This window comes from Nonomuraea sp. NPDC050394 (assembly GCF_044459065.1).
GTDB lineage: Bacteria > Actinomycetota > Actinomycetes > Streptosporangiales > Streptosporangiaceae > Nonomuraea.
On record NZ_JBITIO010000006.1, the window covers coordinates 550,869 to 568,645 of the forward strand.

General features: G+C 73.7%; 17 protein-coding genes. 10 read left to right on the forward strand and 7 right to left on the reverse strand.

Annotated features, from left to right (window positions below; translation table 11 throughout):
* The first annotated feature begins 90 nt into the window (after nt 1-90).
* Nucleotides 91-2,448 carry an ATP-binding cassette domain-containing protein gene (locus ACIBKY_RS26295; RefSeq protein ID WP_397100368.1) on the forward strand — a complete coding sequence of 786 codons (2,358 nt, stop codon included), beginning with the start codon at nt 91-93 and terminating at the stop codon, nt 2,446-2,448.
* A 67-nt stretch (nt 2,449-2,515) separates the two neighbouring features.
* Here ACIBKY_RS26295 and ACIBKY_RS26300 read toward each other — a convergent pair whose 3' ends face one another.
* A complete protein-coding gene (locus tag ACIBKY_RS26300; protein ID WP_397100370.1) occupies nt 2,516-3,151 on the reverse strand; it encodes a TetR/AcrR family transcriptional regulator in 636 nt (211 codons plus the stop codon).
* A gap of 86 nt (nt 3,152-3,237) precedes the next feature.
* Here ACIBKY_RS26300 and ACIBKY_RS26305 point away from each other — a divergent pair, with 86 nt between their 5' ends.
* The 3 genes from ACIBKY_RS26305 (at nt 3,238) to ACIBKY_RS26315 (ending at nt 5,626) form a co-directional block, all read left to right on the forward strand.
* Nucleotides 3,238-3,876 carry a maleylpyruvate isomerase family mycothiol-dependent enzyme gene (locus ACIBKY_RS26305; RefSeq protein WP_397100372.1) on the forward strand — a complete coding sequence of 213 codons (639 nt, stop codon included), beginning with the start codon at nt 3,238-3,240 and terminating at the stop codon, nt 3,874-3,876.
* A complete protein-coding gene (locus tag ACIBKY_RS26310) occupies nt 3,869-4,144 on the forward strand; it encodes a DUF1905 domain-containing protein (RefSeq protein ID WP_397100374.1) in 276 nt (91 codons plus the stop codon). Before ACIBKY_RS26305 ends, ACIBKY_RS26310 begins: the two co-directional genes overlap by 8 nt.
* A gap of 105 nt (nt 4,145-4,249) precedes the next feature.
* Nucleotides 4,250-5,626: a cytochrome bc complex cytochrome b subunit gene (locus ACIBKY_RS26315; RefSeq protein WP_397100376.1), complete on the forward strand. Its 1,377-nt coding sequence runs from the start codon at nt 4,250-4,252 to the stop codon at nt 5,624-5,626.
* Here ACIBKY_RS26315 and ACIBKY_RS26320 read toward each other — a convergent pair.
* Nucleotides 5,623-6,504 carry a LysR family transcriptional regulator gene (locus ACIBKY_RS26320; protein ID WP_397100378.1) on the reverse strand — a complete coding sequence of 294 codons (882 nt, stop codon included), beginning with the start codon at nt 6,502-6,504 and terminating at the stop codon, nt 5,623-5,625. The two genes, ACIBKY_RS26315 and ACIBKY_RS26320, sit on opposite strands and share 4 nt — an antisense overlap.
* Nucleotides 6,505-6,580: 76 nt before the next feature.
* Here ACIBKY_RS26320 and ACIBKY_RS26325 point away from each other — a divergent pair, with 76 nt between their 5' ends.
* The 6 genes from ACIBKY_RS26325 to ACIBKY_RS26350 all read left to right on the forward strand — a co-directional run bounded on the left by ACIBKY_RS26325 (nt 6,581) and on the right by ACIBKY_RS26350 (nt 13,396).
* A complete protein-coding gene (locus ACIBKY_RS26325; RefSeq protein ID WP_397100380.1) occupies nt 6,581-7,984 on the forward strand; it encodes a cytochrome ubiquinol oxidase subunit I in 1,404 nt (467 codons plus the stop codon).
* Nucleotides 7,985-7,998: 14 nt separating this feature from the next.
* The gene (gene cydB, locus ACIBKY_RS26330; protein WP_397100382.1) at nt 7,999-8,997 is read left to right on the forward strand and encodes a cytochrome d ubiquinol oxidase subunit II; all 999 of its coding nucleotides are present in this window, start codon (nt 7,999-8,001) and stop codon (nt 8,995-8,997) included.
* Nucleotides 8,998-9,161: 164 nt separating this feature from the next.
* Nucleotides 9,162-10,508, forward strand: coding sequence for an amidase (locus ACIBKY_RS26335; protein WP_397100384.1), 1,347 nt, complete (start codon nt 9,162-9,164; stop codon nt 10,506-10,508).
* Nucleotides 10,509-10,613: 105 nt separating this feature from the next.
* Nucleotides 10,614-11,054, forward strand: a complete 441-nt coding sequence (locus ACIBKY_RS26340; RefSeq protein ID WP_397100386.1) for a pyridoxamine 5'-phosphate oxidase family protein — start codon at nt 10,614-10,616, stop codon at nt 11,052-11,054.
* Between the two features lie 37 nt (nt 11,055-11,091).
* A complete protein-coding gene (locus ACIBKY_RS26345; RefSeq protein ID WP_397100387.1) occupies nt 11,092-11,649 on the forward strand; it encodes a TetR/AcrR family transcriptional regulator in 558 nt (185 codons plus the stop codon).
* Between the two features lie 73 nt (nt 11,650-11,722).
* Entirely contained in the window at nt 11,723-13,396 is a 1,674-nt protein-coding gene (locus tag ACIBKY_RS26350; RefSeq protein WP_397100389.1) for an alpha/beta fold hydrolase, read from the forward strand.
* A 9-nt stretch (nt 13,397-13,405) separates the two neighbouring features.
* On the opposite strand, the gene ACIBKY_RS26355 is transcribed toward ACIBKY_RS26350, so the two are convergent.
* Genes ACIBKY_RS26355 through ACIBKY_RS26375 form a run of 5 tightly spaced genes read right to left on the reverse strand, consistent with a single transcriptional unit; the run spans nt 13,406 to nt 17,772 of the window.
* The gene (locus ACIBKY_RS26355; RefSeq protein WP_397100391.1) at nt 13,406-14,158 is read right to left on the reverse strand and encodes a hypothetical protein; all 753 of its coding nucleotides are present in this window, start codon (nt 14,156-14,158) and stop codon (nt 13,406-13,408) included.
* Nucleotides 14,149-15,588 carry a hypothetical protein gene (locus ACIBKY_RS26360; RefSeq protein WP_397100393.1) on the reverse strand — a complete coding sequence of 480 codons (1,440 nt, stop codon included), beginning with the start codon at nt 15,586-15,588 and terminating at the stop codon, nt 14,149-14,151. Before ACIBKY_RS26360 ends, ACIBKY_RS26355 begins: the two co-directional genes overlap by 10 nt.
* Entirely contained in the window at nt 15,585-16,421 is an 837-nt protein-coding gene (locus ACIBKY_RS26365) for an ABC transporter ATP-binding protein (protein ID WP_397100395.1), read from the reverse strand. The genes ACIBKY_RS26360 and ACIBKY_RS26365 overlap by 4 nt, the downstream gene beginning before the upstream one ends.
* Nucleotides 16,418-17,203 carry a zf-HC2 domain-containing protein gene (locus ACIBKY_RS26370; RefSeq protein ID WP_397100397.1) on the reverse strand — a complete coding sequence of 262 codons (786 nt, stop codon included), beginning with the start codon at nt 17,201-17,203 and terminating at the stop codon, nt 16,418-16,420. The genes ACIBKY_RS26365 and ACIBKY_RS26370 overlap by 4 nt, the downstream gene beginning before the upstream one ends.
* Nucleotides 17,200-17,772, reverse strand: a complete 573-nt coding sequence (locus tag ACIBKY_RS26375; RefSeq protein ID WP_397100399.1) for an RNA polymerase sigma factor — start codon at nt 17,770-17,772, stop codon at nt 17,200-17,202. Before ACIBKY_RS26375 ends, ACIBKY_RS26370 begins: the two co-directional genes overlap by 4 nt.
* Between the last annotated feature and the right edge of the window lie 5 nt (nt 17,773-17,777).

Consider the following 17,777-nt stretch of genomic DNA (forward strand, 5'->3'; position numbering starts at 1 on the left):
GCGCCGAAAAAAACCGACTTATAGCTAGAAACTGCTTAAATCTACACGGCGGGCCGCACGGGACCCCGCGGACAACACGAGGGAGACACGATGCCGCACGCTGCCGACACCCACGACCTGATCCGCGTGCACGGCGCGCGCGTCAACAACCTCAAGGACGTCAGTGTCGAGATCCCCAAGCGCCGCCTGACGGTGTTCACGGGCGTGTCGGGCTCGGGCAAGAGCTCGCTGGTGTTCAACACGATCGCCGCCGAGTCGCAGCGGATGATCAACGAGACCTACAGCGCGTTCGTGCAGGGCTTCATGCCGACGCTGGCGCGGCCGGAGGCCGACGTGCTCGACGGGCTGACCACCGCGATCATCGTCGACCAGCAGCGGATGGGCGCCGATCCGCGCTCGACCGTCGGCACCGCCACCGACGCCAGCGCGATGCTGCGCATCCTGTTCAGCCGGCTCGGGCAGCCGCACATCGGCTCGCCCCAGGCCTTCTCCTTCAACGTCGCCTCGATCAGCGGGGCGGGCGCGGTCACGCTGGAGCGCGGCGGGAACACGGTCAAGGAGCGGCGCGACTTCAGCATCACCGGCGGCATGTGCCTGCGCTGCGAGGGCCGGGGCAAGGTCTCCGACATCGACCTGACCCAGCTCTATGACGACTCCAAGTCGATCTCCGAGGGCGCGTTCACGATCCCCGGCTGGAAGTCCGACAGCTTCTGGACGGTGCGGATCTACGCCGAGTCGGGGTTCGTCGACCCGAACAAGCCGATCCGTGACTTCACCAAGCGGGAGATGCAGGCCTTCCTGTACAAGGAGGCGACCAAGGTCAAGGTCGACGGCGGCAACTACACCTACGAGGGGCTGATCCCGAAGATCCAGAAGTCGTTCCTGTCGAAGGACCGCGAGGCGATGCAGCCGCACATCCGGGCCTTCGTGGACCGGGCGGTCACCTTCGCCTCCTGCCCGGAATGCGGGGGTACGCGGCTGAGTGACCTGGCGCGGTCCTCGCGGATCAAGGGCATGAACATCGCCGAGGCATGCGCGATGCAGATCAGCGACCTGGCCGAGTGGGTGCGCGGCCTGGACGAGCCGACGGTGGCGCCGCTGCTGGCCAAGCTGCTGCACACGCTGGAGTCGTTCGTGGAGATCGGGCTGGGCTACCTGTCGCTGGAACGGCCGGCGGGCACGCTGTCGGGCGGCGAGGCGCAGCGCGTGAAGATGATCCGCCACCTCGGCTCCTCCCTCACCGACGTCACCTACGTCTTCGACGAGCCGACCATCGGCCTGCACCCGCACGACATCCAGCGGATGAACGAACTGCTGCTGCGCCTGCGCGACAAGGGCAACACGGTGCTGGTCGTGGAGCACAAGCCTGAGGCGATCGCGATCGCCGACCACATCGTCGACCTCGGCCCCGGCGCCGGTACGGCCGGCGGCACCATCTGCTACGAGGGCACCATCGAGGGCCTGCGCGCGGCCGGCACGATCACCGGCCGCCACCTGGACGACCGCGCCCGGCTGAAGGACTCTGCCCGCACGCCCACGGGCAGGCTGGAGATCCGCGGCGCCACCCGCCACAACCTCCAGGACGTCGACGTCGACATCCCGCTCGGCGTCCTGTGCGCCGTGACGGGCGTGGCGGGCTCGGGCAAGAGCTCGCTGCTGCACGGCTCCATCCCGGCCTCGGCGGGTGTCGTCTCGGTCGACCAGGCTCCGGTACGCGGCTCGCGCCGCAGCAACCCGGCCACCTACACCGGGCTGCTGGAGCCGATCCGCAAGGCGTTCGCCAAGGCCAACGGCGTCAAGCCGGCCCTGTTCAGCGCCAATTCCGAAGGCGCCTGCCCCAACTGCAACGGCTCCGGCGTCATCTACGTCGACCTCGGCATGATGGCCGGCGTCGACACCCCGTGCGAGGAGTGCGAGGGCAAGCGCTTCCAGGCCTCGGTGCTGGAGTACCACTTCGGTGGCCGCGACATCAGCCAGGTGCTGGCGATGCCCGTGACCGAGGCCCTGGAGTTCTTCGCCGCGGGCGAGGCGAGCACCCCGGCGGCGCACGCCATCCTCGGCCGCCTGGCCGACGTCGGGCTCGGCTACCTGAGCCTCGGCCAGCCGCTCAACACGCTGTCGGGCGGGGAGCGGCAGCGGCTGAAGCTGGCCACGCACATGGCCGACAAGGGCGGCGTCTACCTGCTCGACGAGCCGACCACGGGCCTGCACCTGGCCGACGTCGAGCAGATGCTCGCCCTGCTGGACCGCCTGGTCGACTCGGGCAAGTCGGTGATCGTCATCGAGCACCACCAGGCGGTCATGGCGCACGCCGACTGGATCATCGACCTCGGCCCCGGCGCCGGACATGACGGCGGCCGGATCGTCTTCGAGGGCACCCCGGCCGACCTGGTCGCCGCCCGCTCCACCCTGACCGGCGAGCACCTGGCCGACTACGTCGGCGCCTGAGCGCTCAGGACCGCCTCCGTCAGCGGCTGAGCGCTCAGCCGCCGCAGCGGCTCAGGCGGCGCAGCGCTCAGGCGGCGTAACGGCGCAGGAACGTCTCCACCCCGTCGGTGATCAGCCGGTCGGCGAGGTCCGGGGGCAGGGCGGCGCCGATGGAACCGGCGATCAGGTGGGGGTAGACGGTCAGGCTGAAGAACTGCAGCACGGCCAGCTCGGTGTCGTCGATCTCGAGCTGGCCGCGCGCGCACAGGTCGCCGAACAGCGCGCCCAGCTCGTGGGCCGAGCGGGACGGGCCGTGCTCCTGGTAGGCGCGGGCGAGCTCGGGAAAACGGCGCAGCTCGCCGGTGACGAGGTTGCGCAGCGCCAGCCTGGACGGGTCGGTGGCGGCGCCCACCAGGGCGCGGGCGGTGTGCAGCAGTGACGCGCGCGCGTCCCCGGTGCCGGCCAGCTCGGTTCTGACCTGGGCCATCGTGGCGTGCGCCTCGCCCATCGCCAGGCCGATGACCTCGGTGAACAGCTCTTCCTTGCTGCCGAAGTGGTTGTAGACGGTCACCTTGGACACGCCGGCCCGGGCGGCGATCAGGTCCATGCCGGCCTCGAAGCCGTCGCGGGTGAACATCTCGCGCGCGGCGGCCACGATGGCCTGCCGGTTGCGTTCGGCGCGCTTGCCCGTCGGCGCCGCCGTCCTGGTGCTGTCTGTGCCCACGTCCCGCATCCTACCTCTAACTGAACCCTTAAGTACAGGAGTAGCTGTCCTGTACAGTTCAGTTCAGTTACCGAGGAGGGGGAGACGTGAACGAGATCTGGCCCGCGGTCCACGCCGAACGCCAGGCGCTGATCCGGGACCTGCAGGACGTCCCCGCCGAGCGGTGGGCCACGCCGTCCCTGTGTCCCGGCTGGGACGTCCACGACGTCCTGGCCCACCTCATCGACGACGCCAAGACCACCCCGGCCACCTTCATGCTGCGCCTGGCCGCCGCCCGCTTCGACTTCGACCGCTACAACCAGGCGGGCCTGGCCCGCGAGCGCGCCGACGACCCGCGCGAGACGCTCGCCGCCTTCCGCGCGGTCAGCCACCGCACCACCGGCGCCCCGGCGCCGAAGGCCACCCGGCTGGTGGAGGCGTTCGTCCACGCCGAGGACATCCGCCGCCCGCTCGGCCTGACCCGCCGCTACCCGCCCGAGCCCGTCGCCGCCGCGCTGCGCTACCAGCTGCGCACCAGCGTCGGCCAGGGCGGCGGCCGCCAGCGGGCCGAGGGCCTGCGCCTGATCGCCACCGACACCGACCTCGACGCCGGCGACGGCCCGCAGGTGCGCGGCAGCGCCCTGGCGCTGCTGCTGGCCGTCTCCGGACGCCCCACCCGGTCGCGGGAGCTGACCGGGGCCGGCGTCGCGGCCCTGACCCACGACGGAGGAACCCACCATGGCTGAGCCCATCGACACCACCTTCACCGCGCCGGTCGTCGCCGACTCCAACAGCGGCTGGCCCTGCGTGCGGATGCCCGGCTCGGCCGCCCTGTTCGGCACCGGAAAGGCCGTCAAGGTGGCCGGCACCGTGGACGGCCACGCCTACGAGGCGACCCTGCTGCCGATCGGCGGCGGCAGCCACATGATGCCGCTGCGCGCCCCCTTCCGGAAGATCATCGGCAAGGGGCTCGGTGACGAGGTGAGCGTGCACCTGACCCGCCGCCTGTCCTGAGGGCCCGGACGCGCGGGAGGCGCGCGTGATGCGTATCACCCGCGGGGGCGTCACGTCCGCCCGCCCTGTTTCGTCAAGGTGATGAGACGAGACGAGGGGGCTTCCATGCGTCTGTTGCCGGCCAAAGGCCGTACCTTCCAGTTCTCCCACTGGACCTTCATGTTCGCCGAGATCGCCATCTGGTCGTTCGTCGTGCTGCTGGTCACGGGACTTTTCCTCATGGTGTTCTTCGATCCCAGCAGCGCGCGCGTGCTGTACGACGGCGTCTACACCCCGCTGCGCGGCATCCCGGTCAGCAAGGCGTTCGACTCGACGATGCACCTGAGCCTGGAGGTGCGCGGCGGCCTGCTGGTCCGCCAGGTGCACCACTGGGCGGCGCTGGTGTTCGCCGCCGCCGTCGCGCTGCAGCTGTTGCGCATGTTCGTCACCGGCGCCTTCCGCCACCCGCGCACCGCGCAGTGGCTGATCTGGGTGACGCTGCTGCCGCTGGCCATGGCGGCCGGTGAGACCGGGCACATCCTGCCCGACGACATGCTCTCGGGCGGCAGCCTGTGGCTGATCAAGTCGGTGCTGCAGTCGATCCCCGTCGTCGGCTCCTACGGCATGTACCTGCTGTTCGGCACCGAGTTCCCCGGCGAGAACGTCATCACCGTCCTGTACTGGGCGCACGTCCTGGTGATCCCCGCCGTCATGATCGCGCTGCTGGCCGTGCGCGCCCGGCTGCTGCGCCGTAACGGCCACACCCGCTTCGCCGACGCGGCCCCCGGCCGCCGCCGCGCCCGCCCGATCATGGCGCTGACGACCGTCGGCGTGCTGCTCGTGCTCGGGCTGGCCTTCCAGGTCGCCCCCATCTGGCTGTACGGCCCCGCCAACCCCACCCACGTCTCGGCCGGATCGGTGCCCGACTGGTATATGGGCTTCCTCGACGGCGCCCTGCGGCTCATGCCCGCCTGGGAGGCCACCGTCTTCGGTTACACCCTCAGCCTCGCGGTCCTGGTGCCGACCCTGGCCGTGCCCGGCGTCTTCTTCACCGTCCTGGCCGGCTACCCCCTGCTGGAGCGCCGCCTGGCCGAACGCCGTACCCGGCGCGATGCCGAGGGCCGCCCCAAGACCAGCGCCCGCGTCAGGAAGGGCAGGGCCCGGCACGACATCCTGCAGCGCCCCCGCGAGGCCGCCGTGCGCACCGCGCTGGCCGCCGCCGGCGTCACCTTCTACGGCCTGCTGTGGGCGGCCGCGTCCAACGACCAGCTCGCCCACCAGTTCCAGCTGTCGCTCGAGGCCGTGACGGTCGCCTTCCAGGTCGCCGTCGTCGCCGGTCCGATCCTCGCCTTCGCCCTCACGCGCTGGATCTGCCTGGCCCTGCAGCAGGGTGATCGCCGCCTGGTCGCGAACGGCGTGGAGACCGGGATCATCACCCGTTCGGCCGACGGCGGCTTCCACGGCGCGACCAGCCACGAGGAGCGCGTGCCGCTCGGCCGTTAGCCCCCGGGCAGGAGGGCGGCCAGCAGGTGCTCGCGAAACTGGCGGGCCGCGGCCGACAGATACGCCCGCTCCCGCCAGATGAGCCGCTGGACGCGCTCGCAGCCGGGCGCGTCCAGGCGCAGCAGGACGATCGGCGGGCCCGCCGGGTTGGCGGCCGACCAGGCCGGGACGAAGCCGATGGCCAATCCGGCGCTGACCAGCTCGACGACGGCGTAGGCCTCGTTGGCCTCGCACGCGTACACCGGCTCCATGCCCGCCGCGGCGAACAGCCGCTCGATCATCGTGCGCTGCCAGTGGCCCGGGGGAGTGGTCGCGACGCGCTCACCGCGCAGGTCGGCCATCGTGGCGTGGGTACGCCCGGCCAGCCGGTGGGAGGGCGACACCGCGAGCAGCACCTGCTCGGCGGGAAACACCCGCTCGCCGAACCCGGCGCCCTCCAGCGGCTGTGAGGTCAGGCAGAGGTCGACCTCGCCCTCGCGCAGCCGTTGCGCCATCGTGTCGGTGTCGGACTGCAACAGGCGCACGCCGACCCCCGGGTGCGCGGCGATGAAGCTTTTGACCGGCTCGACGAGCATGATCAGTGTCTCCGAGGCCACCGACACGCTGCCCCGGGTCAGGCCCGCGGCGTCGGCCAGCTCGCGCCGCCCGTCCTCCAGCTCGCCCAGCGCCCGATCCACCCGCCGCAGGAACGCCGCGCCGAACCGGTTGAGCCGCACCCGGCGCCCCTGCCGGTCGAACAGCGGCACCCCGAGGTCGGCTTCGAGACGGGCGATGGTCCGGCTGAGCGACGGCTGGGCCACCCGCAGTTCCTCGGCGGCGCGGCTGATGTGCTCGTGCCGGGCCACGGCCTGGAAGTAACGCAGCGGCAGCAGATCCATTATGCCTCTAAAGCTATGAACTGATGGATATTTCGGTCTTGGACAGCATATGCCGAGGTTGCCTACGGTCGGCGGCGTGGACATCTTGGATCTGGCCCGTCTCCAGTTCGCCCTCACCACCGGCGTGCACTGGCTGTTCGTCATTCTCACGCTCGGCCTCGTCCCGCTGGTGGCGCTCATGCACACCTCGGCGGTACGCGCCCGCGACCCGCAGACCAAAGCCGCCCGCGAGCGCATGACCCGGTTCTGGGGCCAGCTCTATGTGATCAACTACGCGCTGGGCATCGCGACGGGGCTGGTGATGGAGTTTCAGTTCGGGCTGAACTGGAGCGGGCTGAGCAAGTTCACCGGCAATGTCTTCGGCGCCCCGCTGGCCCTGGAGACGCTCATCGCCTTCTTCGCCGAGTCCACCTTCCTCGGCATGTGGATCTTCGGGTGGGGGCGGCTGCGGCCCTGGCTGCACGCGGGCATGATCTGGCTGGTGGCGCTGACCGCCTACGCCTCGGCGTACTGGGTGCTGGTCGCCAACGGCTTCATGCAGGCCCCCACCGGATACGTCATCCGCGACGGCGTGGCCTACCTCACCGACTTCGCCGCCCTGCTGACCAACCCCAGCGCCCTGGTCGCGCTCGGCCACGTGATGGCCGCGGCGCTGCTGACGGGCGGCGTCTTCGTCGCCGGGATCAGCGCCCACCACCTGCTGCGCGGCCGGCAGGAGTTCCGCCGCCCGCTGCGCCGGGGCGCGCTGGTCGCGGCCGTGGCGAGCCTGGCCGTCTACGTCGTCGGCGCCCTGCAGTACCCCCTGCTGGCCGCGACGCAGCCGATGAAGCTCGGCCTGCTGTCCGGCGGCGCGGGCGTGGCGCAGTTGCAGAGCGCCATGCGGGCCGCCCACGGCCCCGGCGACTACGTCCCGCCGCACTGGGCCGTGTGGGGCCAGTACGCGATGCTCTGGCTCGGCTACGTCCTGGGCCTCATCGCGCTGTTCGCCGTCATGATCGTCTTCCGGGAGCGCCTGACCCGGCGCGCGCCCGTCGCCGTCGTGGTCACCCTGCTGGCGGCGCTGCCCGCGGGAGAGTTCGCCGGCGGCGTCGCCTTCGGCGAGGCGGGCCCCCACCGGCTGCCCATCTACGCCGGCGTCGCGCTGCTCATGGGCGCCGCCCTGCGCTACGGCGGGCGCCTGACCCGCCCGCTGCACCGGGTGCTGATCGTCGCGATCCCGCTGCCGTTCCTGGCCTCGGTGGGCGGCTGGGTCCTGCGTGAGACCGGCCGCCAGCCGTGGGTCGTCTACGGCGAGCTCACCACCGCCCAGGCCCTGTCGCCGGGCGTCGGCCACGGCGCGATGCTCACCTCGCTGCTCAGTTTCGCGCTCGTGCTGGGCGCGCTCGCGGTGGCCGACTGGACGCTGATCATCCGCCACGCCCGCCGCGGCCCCCACGCCGCCGACCTCGGGCAGCCGGCCCAGGCGCGTCCCACCTTCTGAGAGGAAACGGCTCCATGGACATTCTCTGGCTGGCGATCCTGGGCTTCCTGCTCACCGGATACTTCATCCTCGGCGGCTACGACTACGGCGTCCAGCTCGCGCTGCCGTTCACCGGGCGTGAGGAGAGCGCGCGCCGTCAGACGCTCGCCGCCCTCGGCCCGTTCTTCTTCGGCAACGAGGTCTGGCTGATCGGCGCCGCGGGCGTGCTGTTCGGCGCCTTCCCCATCCTCGAAGGAACTCTGCTGTCGGGCGCCTACCCGCTGATCGTGGCGCTGCTGCTCGGCCTGGTCGCCGGCAAGAGCGCGCTCCAGCTGCGCGGCCGTGGCGGCGGCGCGCCGGGCAGGCGCGTCTGGGACGTCCTGCTCACCGCCGGCGGGCTCATCCCCGCGATGGCGCTCGGCATGCTGATCGGGCTGCTGCTGACCGGCGTTCCGCTGCACGGCGGCCACAGCTTCACCCTGTCGGCGGGCGAGGTCCTGCACCCCTTCGTCCTGCTGTGCGGCCTGACCACTGTTCTGGTCTTCGCCGGGCACGGCGGCGCCTTCCTGGCCCTGCGCGCCGGCGGGCAGGTGGCCGCCCGCGGCGCCGCCTTCGCCCGGCGGGCGGCGGCGTGGGCGATGATCGCGTCGATGGCGACGGCCGCCGCCGCGCCGGCGCTCGGTGTCCGGCCGGCCAACGCGGTGCCGGCCGTCGTGGCGGCCCTGGCCCTTCCTGCCCTGCTGGCGGGCGCCCGCGCCGCCCTGGCCGCCGCCCGGCCCGGCCTGGCCTTCACCGCCACCGCGGCCGCCGCCGGGCTCCCGGTCGTGGCCACGGGCCTGGCCAACTACCCGTACCTGCTGGTCTCCTCCGTCACGCCGGGCGCCGGCCTGACGCTGGCGGAGTCGGCGGCCGACGGCGCGACGCTGCAGATCCTGACCGGCTTCGGCGTCGTGATCGTCCCGGTCATCCTCGGCTACCAGGTCTTCCTGTGGTGGGCCTTCCGCGGCCGCGTCGCCCGGCCCGGCTACTTCTGACCCCGTCCGCTTCCGGCCCGCCCGCGCTCGACGCCGCACGCGGTGAGGGAAAACGCGCGCTGGTACGCTCGGCCACCACCGCCGGAGGGGGCTCGCGCCTGCCGGGGGCCCGGTGGTATGCAGGGGGATCTGCACGAAGATCCCTCTGCCGCGGAAAGGTCCCCATGACCGGCCCCTTCGCCGGCCGTACCATCGACGGCCTCGCCCAGGACCTGCGCCGGGCGCGCACCACGTCGGCCGAGCTCACCGAGCTGGCCCTGGACGCGATCGCCGGGCCCGGCGCCACGCTCAACGCGTTCGTCACCGTCGATGCCGCGGGCGCCCGCGCCGCGGCGCGGCGGGCCGACGACGAACGGGCCGCCGGAACCGATCGAGGGCCGCTGCACGGCGTGCCCGTCGCGGTGAAGGACCTCATCGGCGTGGCCGGACTGCCGCTCACCATGGGATCGCGGCACTTCGCCACCCACCGCGCGCCCGCCGACGCCACCTGCGTGAAACGGCTGCGCGCGGCCGGGGCGGTCATCGTGGGCACGACCACGACCCACGAGTTCGCCTACGGCCCCACGGGCGACGTGTCGGCCACCGGCCCGGTGCGCAACCCCCGCGACCCGGCGCGGATGACCGGCGGCTCCAGCGCCGGCAGCGCGGCCGCGGTGGCGGCGGGCCTGGTGCCGCTCGCGCTGGGCACCGACACCGGCGGATCGGTCCGCATCCCGGCCGCGTTGTGCGGGGTGGCGGGATTCAAGCCCGCCTACGGCGCGATCCCGGCCGACGGCGTCTTCCCCTTGGCCCGCTCCTTCGACCACGTCGGCGTCCTGGCCGGTTCGGCGCGCGAGTGCCTGCTGGCCTACCGCTGCCTGACCGGCGACGGCAACGCCCCGGCAGACGAGGGCGGACGGGCGGATGACAGCGGACGGGCAGGTGACGGCGGACGGGCCGGGGCCCCGCGCGTGGCCTGGCTCGACCCGTCCGGGCTGTCCGCGCTCGACCCGCGGGTGGTACGGCTCGCCCGCGAGGCGGCCGGCTCCCCGCCGGAGATCGGCTGGCCCGAAGGCCTCGCCGACGCCCTGCGCGAGACCTACGCCGCCATGCACAGCTGCGAGGCGGGCGCCGTGCACGCCGGCCGCCTGGCCGCCGCGCCCGAACGCTACGAACCGGAGACCCTGGAGCGCCTGCGCGCCGCCCTGGAGATGCCCGGCTGGCGCTACGTCCGGGCGATGGACGCGCGCGCGGGCCTGGCCGAGGCCGCACAGGCGCTGTTCGAGCACCACGACGTGCTGGCCCTGCCGACCGTGCCCATCACCGCCCCGCTCATCGGACAGCGCGAAACCGACGTCGGCGGCCGTCCGGCGGCCGTCCGCGCCACACTGCTGGCACTGACCAGCCCATGGAACGTGCTGGGCCTGCCCGCCCTGTCCCTCCCGGCGGGTACGGCGGCCGGCCTGCCCGTCGGCCTGCAACTGATCTGCCGTCCGGGCGAGGAGGCACTGCTCTTCCACCCGCGCGCCTGAGGCCCTGGTTCAGCCGACGGCATACCCCCAGCGAGTCCGCAGCCGATCGTGCGCGGCGCCCAGAAGGATGACGGGTGTCGATCCACCAACGATGAGGAGCCGATGATGTCGACGCGCATGACGACGGACGAGCGGGAGAGCTTCCTGGCCGGCACGCACATCGGGGTGCTGAGCGTGGCCGACGCCGACGGCGCCGGCCCGATGGCGGTGCCCATCTGGTACGGCTACGAGCCCGGCGGCGAGCTCACCTTCGCCACCGGCCCGGACAGCCGCAAGATGGCCCAGATCCGGGCCGCCGGACGGGTGACGTTCACGGTGCAGCAGGAAGAGATGCCCTACAAGTACGTCACGATCGAGGGGCCGGTGCTCGGCTACGAGCCGGTCGACCTGCGGGAGTACCGCCGCTGGTCGATCCGGTACCTGGGGCCCGAGGCGGGGGAGCGGTTCTTCACCTCGGCCGAGGGATACATCCGCTCGATGCAGACCGTCCGGGTACGCCCCGAGCGCTGGCTCACCTACGACTGGGGCAAGGAGTTCACCGCCTGAATTGACGAAATATGTAGACCGGTCTAGTTTGTGCGGTATGGGACACAAGGGGGCCGAGACGCGCGAGCGCCTGCTGGACGCGACACAAGACCTCGTCGAGGCCGCCGGATACTGCGGCGCCGGGCTCAACCAGGTCATCGCGCTCAGCGGCGCCCCCCGCGGCTCGCTCTACTTCCACTTCCCCGGCGGCAAGGACCAGCTGGTCGCCGAGTCGGTACGGCGCGCCGGCCAGAGCATCGGCGAGGCCATGGACCACCTGGCCGCCACCAGCCCCACGGTGGCCGAGTTCGCCGAGGGCATGCTGCGCCACCTGGGCGACCGGCTGGAGGAGTCGGGCTGGAGCAAAGGCTGCCCGGTGGCCACCGTCGCGCTGGAGACCGCCGCCAGCAGCGACCCGCTGCAGCAGGCGTGCTCGCAGGTCTACCGCTCCTGGGAGGCCGCCCTGCGCGCCCGGCTGCAGGGCCGTCCTGACGCCGACGACCTCGCGCTCACCATTCTCGCGCTCGTCGAGGGCGCGCTCCTGCTGGCCAGGACACACCGCGACAGAGAACCGCTGAACCGCGTCTCCCGCCAGATCGCCGCCCTGCTGCGCTGAACTCGCCCGCCGTGGACCCGGCGGGCTCTTTACCGGCCAGAAAATATGTAGATCGATCTATTCAAGGAGTGTTGTGGACGCGATCGTCTTCGGCGCGAGCGGCTTCATCGGCCGCCACCTGGTCGCCGAACTGCTGGCAAGGGGGCAGCGGGTGGCGGCGGCCGTACGCGAGGACACCCTCACGGCGTGGCTGGGCGCCCGCGGCGCCGGCACGGGCGGGCTGAGCGTCGTCACCGCCGACATCACGCGGCCCCTCTCCGGGCTGCCCGCCGCGCGCGACGTCTACAACACCGCCGGGCGCTACGCCTTCGGCCTCACCAGGCAGGCGGCACGGGCGGCCAACGTGACCGGGGCGCTCAACGTGCTCCACTGGGCCGCCACGCTGCCGGATCTGCGCCGCCTCGTGCACGTCAGCGGGTACCGGGTGAGCGCGGCGAGCGGGCCGCCGGACTACGCGGCCCTCGGCGCGTACGAGGCCTCGAAGATCGAGGGCGACCTGGCGGTGCGCGCCGCCGCCGCGCGGCTCGGAGTGCCGCTGACCATCGCCAACCCCAGCGCCGTGATCGGGCCCGGCCAGTACATCGGCCCGGCCACCCTCGTGCGGGACCTGTGGAACGGCAGGCTGCCCGCGCTGCCCGGCGGCACCGCCACCTTCGTCCCGGTCGTCGAGGCCGGATACTTCGCGCGGTTCCTGGCGGAGATCCCGGGCGGTCCCGCGGGCGAGCACTACTGGGTGCTCGACGACGCCACCCCGCACCTGCCCGAGCTGATCGGGCTGATCGCCGCCCACCTCGGGGTGCGGGCGCCCCGGCGCTCCATCCCGGCCGGGCTGCTGCGGCGCCTGCCGCGCGCGCTGACCGGGGCCGACCCCGAGACGCTGTCGTTCCTGTCGGCCGAGCGCTACCCGACGGCTTCGGCCCGTGCCTTCGCCACGGGCGCGGGCCTGCGGACGCCGCCGGTCGACGACGTGCTGCGGGCGTGGGCCGACGACCTGGTGGGCACGCGCTTCGGCGCCGCGACGCCCGCGCTGCGCCCGTACGGGTTCCACGACGTCGCGGGCGGCCGCACCTGGATCACCGGGGAACGGCACCGGCCCGCGTACGTCCTGCTGCACGGGCTGCCGATGAACGCCGACCTTTGGGCGCCGGTGGCCGCGCACCTCGACGGCCCGGTCCTGGCGCCCGACCTGCCCGGTCTGGGCCGTTCGGCGCCCGCCCCGTCGGCGGACGCCTGGCTGGAGGCTCTGATGGGTCCGGTGGGCACCCGTCCCGTGCTGGTCGCGCACTCGCTGGCCTGCGGGCCCGCGCTGCGCTTCGCCGCCGGGCATCCGGAGCGCGTCGGCGCTGTCGTCCTCATCGCCCCGGCCTTCCTGCAGGCTCCCGCCGCCCGGATCACCCGTTCGGGGCTGGCCGTACCGACGCTGCGTCGCATGTCGGCCGCCCGGCTGGCCGGGATCCTCGGGGTTGCCGAGAGTCCTGAGGTGGCGAGCGCCGCGGCCGACCTGCGCCGTCCCGGGGTGGCGCGCCGCATGGTCGCGGCCATGCGCACCGCCTTCGCCGAGCGCGAGCAAATCCGGGCCCTGCTGGAGCGCGTGGACGTCCCGGTCCACATCGTGGCCGGCTCGGCCGACCCGCTCACCCTGACGGCCGGGCATCCGGTGACCGAGATCCCCGGCGCCGGTCACTACCCGCAGCTCACCCATCCGATCGAGGTGGCGCGGGCCGCGCGACGGCCGTCACGGCGCTGAAGCGGGAGGTCAGCGTCGCAGGTCACGCCCGGCGAAGACCAGCCACACGTACGGCAGCGGCAGCATCGCCAGCCAGAACAGGTGCGCCTGGTCCCAGTACCCGAAGCCGCAGGTCGGCGGCCAGAGCCGGACCTGCTCGGGCAGCAGGATGGTGCCCAGCACCAGCGCCATCTGCACCACCACCGCCGCCATGGCCGCCTGCCGCCCCGGCGCGAACCGCACCGCGCTCGCCGCCGCCGCCAGCGCGATGCCGAGGCAGACGCCCATCTCGATGAGCAGGTCGCCGACGGGGAACAGCGCGTCGTGCGGCAGGCGGGTCAGGACATAGGCGAAGGCGGCCAGCCAGATCGCGATGGCCGCGCCGCCCGGCAGCAGGCAGCGCAACGCCTGAGTCACCCAGCGCGGGACCGCGGTGGCCCCGAGCTCGGCGGACATGGCGTCGACCAGCCCGAACGCCGCCGCCGCGCCGAGCAGCGTGCCACAGACGCGCATGAGCACGAGCGCGTCCCCGCCGGGCAGCACCTGACCGAAGCCCACCAGGCTCACCAGCGCGGCGGTGAAGACGGCGACCACGGCCGGCGGCGCCCAGTCGATGGCGCGGGCGAGGGGACGCACCAGCAGGAGCGCCACCCGGCGGCGCGACGGTGGCGAGGCGCCCGCAGGCGGGACGGTCCCGGGCGAGACGGTCCCGGCCGGGACGGTCCCGGGCGGAGCGGCCTTCGGCGTGGTGGCCTTGGGGTGGGCGGGCGTGGTCACAAGCACGGTGTCGCTCCCATCGGCGCGGCGAATCTGCGTTCCAGCCCGAGCAGTGGCAGGGCCTGGTCGATCGTGGTGGTGGGCTTCATCAGCGTGTCCCAATGGGCCACGACCTTCTCGCGGGCACCGGGGGCGGCGAGCAGGAGCGTGGCGTAGCCGGTCTCGGCAGGCCCCCAGTCCAGGCCGGACTGCCGTCCCAGATGGCGGTCGACGTACAGCTCCCTGCGGGCCTCCGGCGGGGCGACCTGGCCGATGAGCCAGTGCGCCACCACCGTGCGGGCCTGGCCCCGCACGTCGCACAACCTCCCCAGGCGGGGGTCGTGGTGCCGGCGGGCCGAGTCGTTCAGCCCGGTGGCCCAGAACGTGGCGTCCTCGGCCAGCAGCCGGAGCTGGTCGGGGTGGCCCCAGCTCATCGGCGCCCCGATCGCGGCGGGCGGCGTGGCGAACTGCCAGGTGGGGCTCACCTGCCGGACCGCGGGCGCCTGGGCGCGGCGCGCGGCCGGCAGCGCCGCCATCACCGGGCCGATCGCCTGCTCCCACAGCGGGATCCAGGACTCGTAGCCGGGGAAGGCGCAGTAGGTCAGGCCCCTTCGGGGCACGCAGCGGTGGGCGGCGGGGCCGAAGTAGCGCTCGCGGACGCGGGAGTCGACGTGCTCCACGGTCAGGTCCACGTTCGTGGGCAACCGCGCCGGTTCCGGAGTGGACGCCGCGACGGCCCCCGCAGGCACCGCGACGGCCAGGGCCAGCACCGCGGCCGCGGCGGGCGCCGGCCGTACCCGGTGCCTGAGCAGCGCGAGCGCGGCGAACAGGGCCGCGACGGCGAGCACGTACACCAGGTGGACCAGCGACGGGCGGTCGGGCCAGTCCGGGCGGTGGACCTGCATCACCGGCAGCAGCCAGCCCGCCGGGCCGTTGGAGGGGTTGGTGAAGACGAGGAAGCCGAGCACCGCCACCACGATCGGCCCGGCGATCAACCAGCGTGCCCAGCGGCCGACCGCCACCCCCAGCGTGGCGGCCAGGACCGCGGCGGCCACCGCCGTCAGCGGCTCGGCCACGTCCAGCCGGCCCCCGGCCGGGCCGCTCAGCAGCCGGATGGCCAGGTAGGCGCCCATCGCCAGCGCGGCCGCGAGCCCGGCGACCAGCGGGACGGCCAGCAGCAGGGCGCGCGTGCGATGATCGGCCCGGCCGGGCAGCCCGGCCAGGCTCTCGGGCATGCCGTGCCGGCCCTCGCGCGAGGCGGCCAGGCTCGCCACGACCAGCACCGCCGCGCCCAGGCAGGTGAACAGCCCCGTGGCGTTGACCGGATCCATCGACAGGTCGGGCTGGCCGTCGCGGCTCAGGAACGTCTGCAGCGCCACCACCAGCACCCACGCCCCCCACACCAGCGGATGCCTGATCAGCCTGCGCGCCTCGAACAGCAGCAGCCGCCGTGTCACGCCGCCTCCCCGAGCAGCATGAGGTAGCCGTCCTCGACGCCGGGCGGCGCCGCGGCCGCGGCCGGCGGGGGCGCGCCGAGCGTGCGGTAGCGGCCATCGGCCGTCTTCCAGAACAGCCGGGCGCCGTCGGGCGGCGCCGGCGACAGCCACACCCGGCCCTCGGCGACCGCGGCGAGCTTGCCGGGCGTGCCGTCGAAGACCGCCCGGCCCTCGCGCATGACGACCACCCGCTCGCACAAGGCGGCGACGTCCTCGGTCTGGTGCGTGGACAGCACCACGGTACGGCTCTCGCCCAGCCGCGAGACCAGCGCGCGGAACGCCATCCGCTGCTCCGGGTCCAGGCCCACGGTCGGCTCGTCCAGGATGAGCAGGTCCGGCTCGCCCAGCAGTGCCTGGGCCAGCGCGAGCCGCTGCCGCATGCCGCCCGACAGCTTGCGGACCTTCGTCCTGGCCTGATCGGTGAGGTCCACCTCGGCCAGCACCCGGCGTACCTCGGCGTGGCGGTGCGCGCGGTCGGTCAGCTCCTTGAGGATCGCCACGTAGTCCACGAGGTCGAAGGCGGTGAAGTGCGGGTAGGCGCCGGGGCTTTGCGGCAGGTAGCCGAGCCTGCGCCGAAGCGCGGTGCGCTGGGCGCGCCGGGCGGGGTCCAGGCCGAAGGCGTCGACGGTGCCGGCGTCGGGGGCCAGGGTGGTGGCCAGGCAGCGCAGCAGGGTGGTCTTGCCGGCGCCGTTGGGGCCGAGCAGGCCGGTCACGCCGGTGCCGAGCGTCAGGTGCAGGTCGTCCAGCGCCCGTCGGGCGCCGTAGCTCTTGGTCAGGCCGTTGATCTGGATCATCGGGTGCTCACTCGGTAGAAGCGGTAGGTCAGCAGGAGGACGGCGGCGCCGTACCCGATCTGCGGGGCGGGACCGAAGACGGCGATCCAGCCGCCGAGCAGGCCGCCCGCGCCGACGATGGCCAGCCACACCCCGCCGACGGCGAGGGCGGCGATCGGCACGGGCAGCCGGTTGGACAGGGCCAGGCAGCCCGAGGCGGCGGCCAGCGCCGGCAGCAGCCACGCGGCGCTCAACCCGGGCGGCGCCGGCAGCAGCGGCGAGGCCAGCCCCGCCAGCACCACCGACACCGCCAGCACCGCCGTGGCCCGGGCCAGCAGCAACCGCGGCCCCCACATCGGCGTCGCCGCCACCAGCTCGTGGGCGGGATCGACGCGCGGCCCGTAGGCGAGCGCGATGCCCGCCAGCGGCAGCACCGGCGCGACGATCAGGAACACCGGCAGCAGCTCGGCCTGCTCGCGCGCCGCCAGCACCGCGAACGCCAGCACCGCCACCACCGCGACCAGCCACGCCCGGCTCATCGTCGGCGTCGCCGACAGCAGCCTGGCCAGATGGTCCGGCACCCCGCCGTGCCGCAGCGCCCTCTCCGCCGGCCGCGGCCGCGCCGTGACCAGCTTCGCCTCCAGCCGGGCCCAGGACCCCTCAAGCCAGTCCCGGTCGTACGGCACCGCCGCCCGGCAGGCAGCGCACCGCCCCAGATGCGCGTCCACGGACATGGCCAGGGCCGGATCCAGCGCCCCGCCGAGATAGCGTTCGCGCAGGTCATCGGGGATGTGCCAGCTCATGACAGCTCCTCGCGCAACCGGGCCCTGGCCCGCATCGCGCGGGTCTTGACCGTGCCTTCCGCAATGCCCAGGAGACCGGAGGCCTCCCTGGTGGTCAGTCCGTCCAGGACGGTGGCCTCGATGACGGCCCGCAGCTCGGGCGAGAGCCTGGTCAGGGCGCTGCCGAGGTCGCCGTGCTCCACGTTGAGCAGCACCACGTCCTCGGCCGAGGCGACCGGCGAGGTGTCGTCCGGCTCGATGCCCGTGCCGATCCAGCGCCCGCCGCTGCCGCGCAGCGCCGAGATGAGCCGCCGGATCGCGATCGTCCACAGCCAGCCGGCCGCGTTGTCGCCGCGGAAACGGGCCGCCGAGCGCCACACACCCAGGAACGTCTCCTGCAGCGCGTCGTCCACGGCGTCCGGGTCGGCGCAGCGGCGGGCCAGCCGGGCGCGCAGCCAGGGGGCGTGCCGCTGGTGCAACAGGCGCAGGGCGGCGGTGGCGCCCGCGGCGACGGCGGCGATGAGCTCGGCGTCGGTGCTGTCGGCGTTGACGTCGGGTGCCGCACGCCGCCGGAAGGGGAACGGTCTCACGCTGT

What these genes read in the sequence shown, in the direction of transcription:
- cydB (WP_397100382.1), top strand. Translation starts at nt 7,999, where the DNA reads ATGGACATTCTCTGGCTGGCGATCCTGGGCTTCCTGCTCACCGGATAC.
- ACIBKY_RS26310 (WP_397100374.1), top strand. Translation starts at nt 3,869, where the DNA reads ATGGCTGAGCCCATCGACACCACCTTCACCGCGCCGGTCGTCGCCGAC.
- ACIBKY_RS26315 (WP_397100376.1), top strand. Translation starts at nt 4,250, where the DNA reads ATGCGTCTGTTGCCGGCCAAAGGCCGTACCTTCCAGTTCTCCCACTGG.
- ACIBKY_RS26335 (WP_397100384.1), top strand. Translation starts at nt 9,162, where the DNA reads ATGACCGGCCCCTTCGCCGGCCGTACCATCGACGGCCTCGCCCAGGAC.
- ACIBKY_RS26370 (WP_397100397.1), bottom strand. Translation starts at nt 17,203, where the DNA reads ATGAGCTGGCACATCCCCGATGACCTGCGCGAACGCTATCTCGGCGGG.
- ACIBKY_RS26340 (WP_397100386.1), top strand. Translation starts at nt 10,614, where the DNA reads ATGTCGACGCGCATGACGACGGACGAGCGGGAGAGCTTCCTGGCCGGC.
- ACIBKY_RS26345 (WP_397100387.1), top strand. Translation starts at nt 11,092, where the DNA reads ATGGGACACAAGGGGGCCGAGACGCGCGAGCGCCTGCTGGACGCGACA.
- ACIBKY_RS26320 (WP_397100378.1), bottom strand. Translation starts at nt 6,504, where the DNA reads ATGGATCTGCTGCCGCTGCGTTACTTCCAGGCCGTGGCCCGGCACGAG.
- ACIBKY_RS26365 (WP_397100395.1), bottom strand. Translation starts at nt 16,421, where the DNA reads ATGATCCAGATCAACGGCCTGACCAAGAGCTACGGCGCCCGACGGGCG.
- ACIBKY_RS26295 (WP_397100368.1), top strand. Translation starts at nt 91, where the DNA reads ATGCCGCACGCTGCCGACACCCACGACCTGATCCGCGTGCACGGCGCG.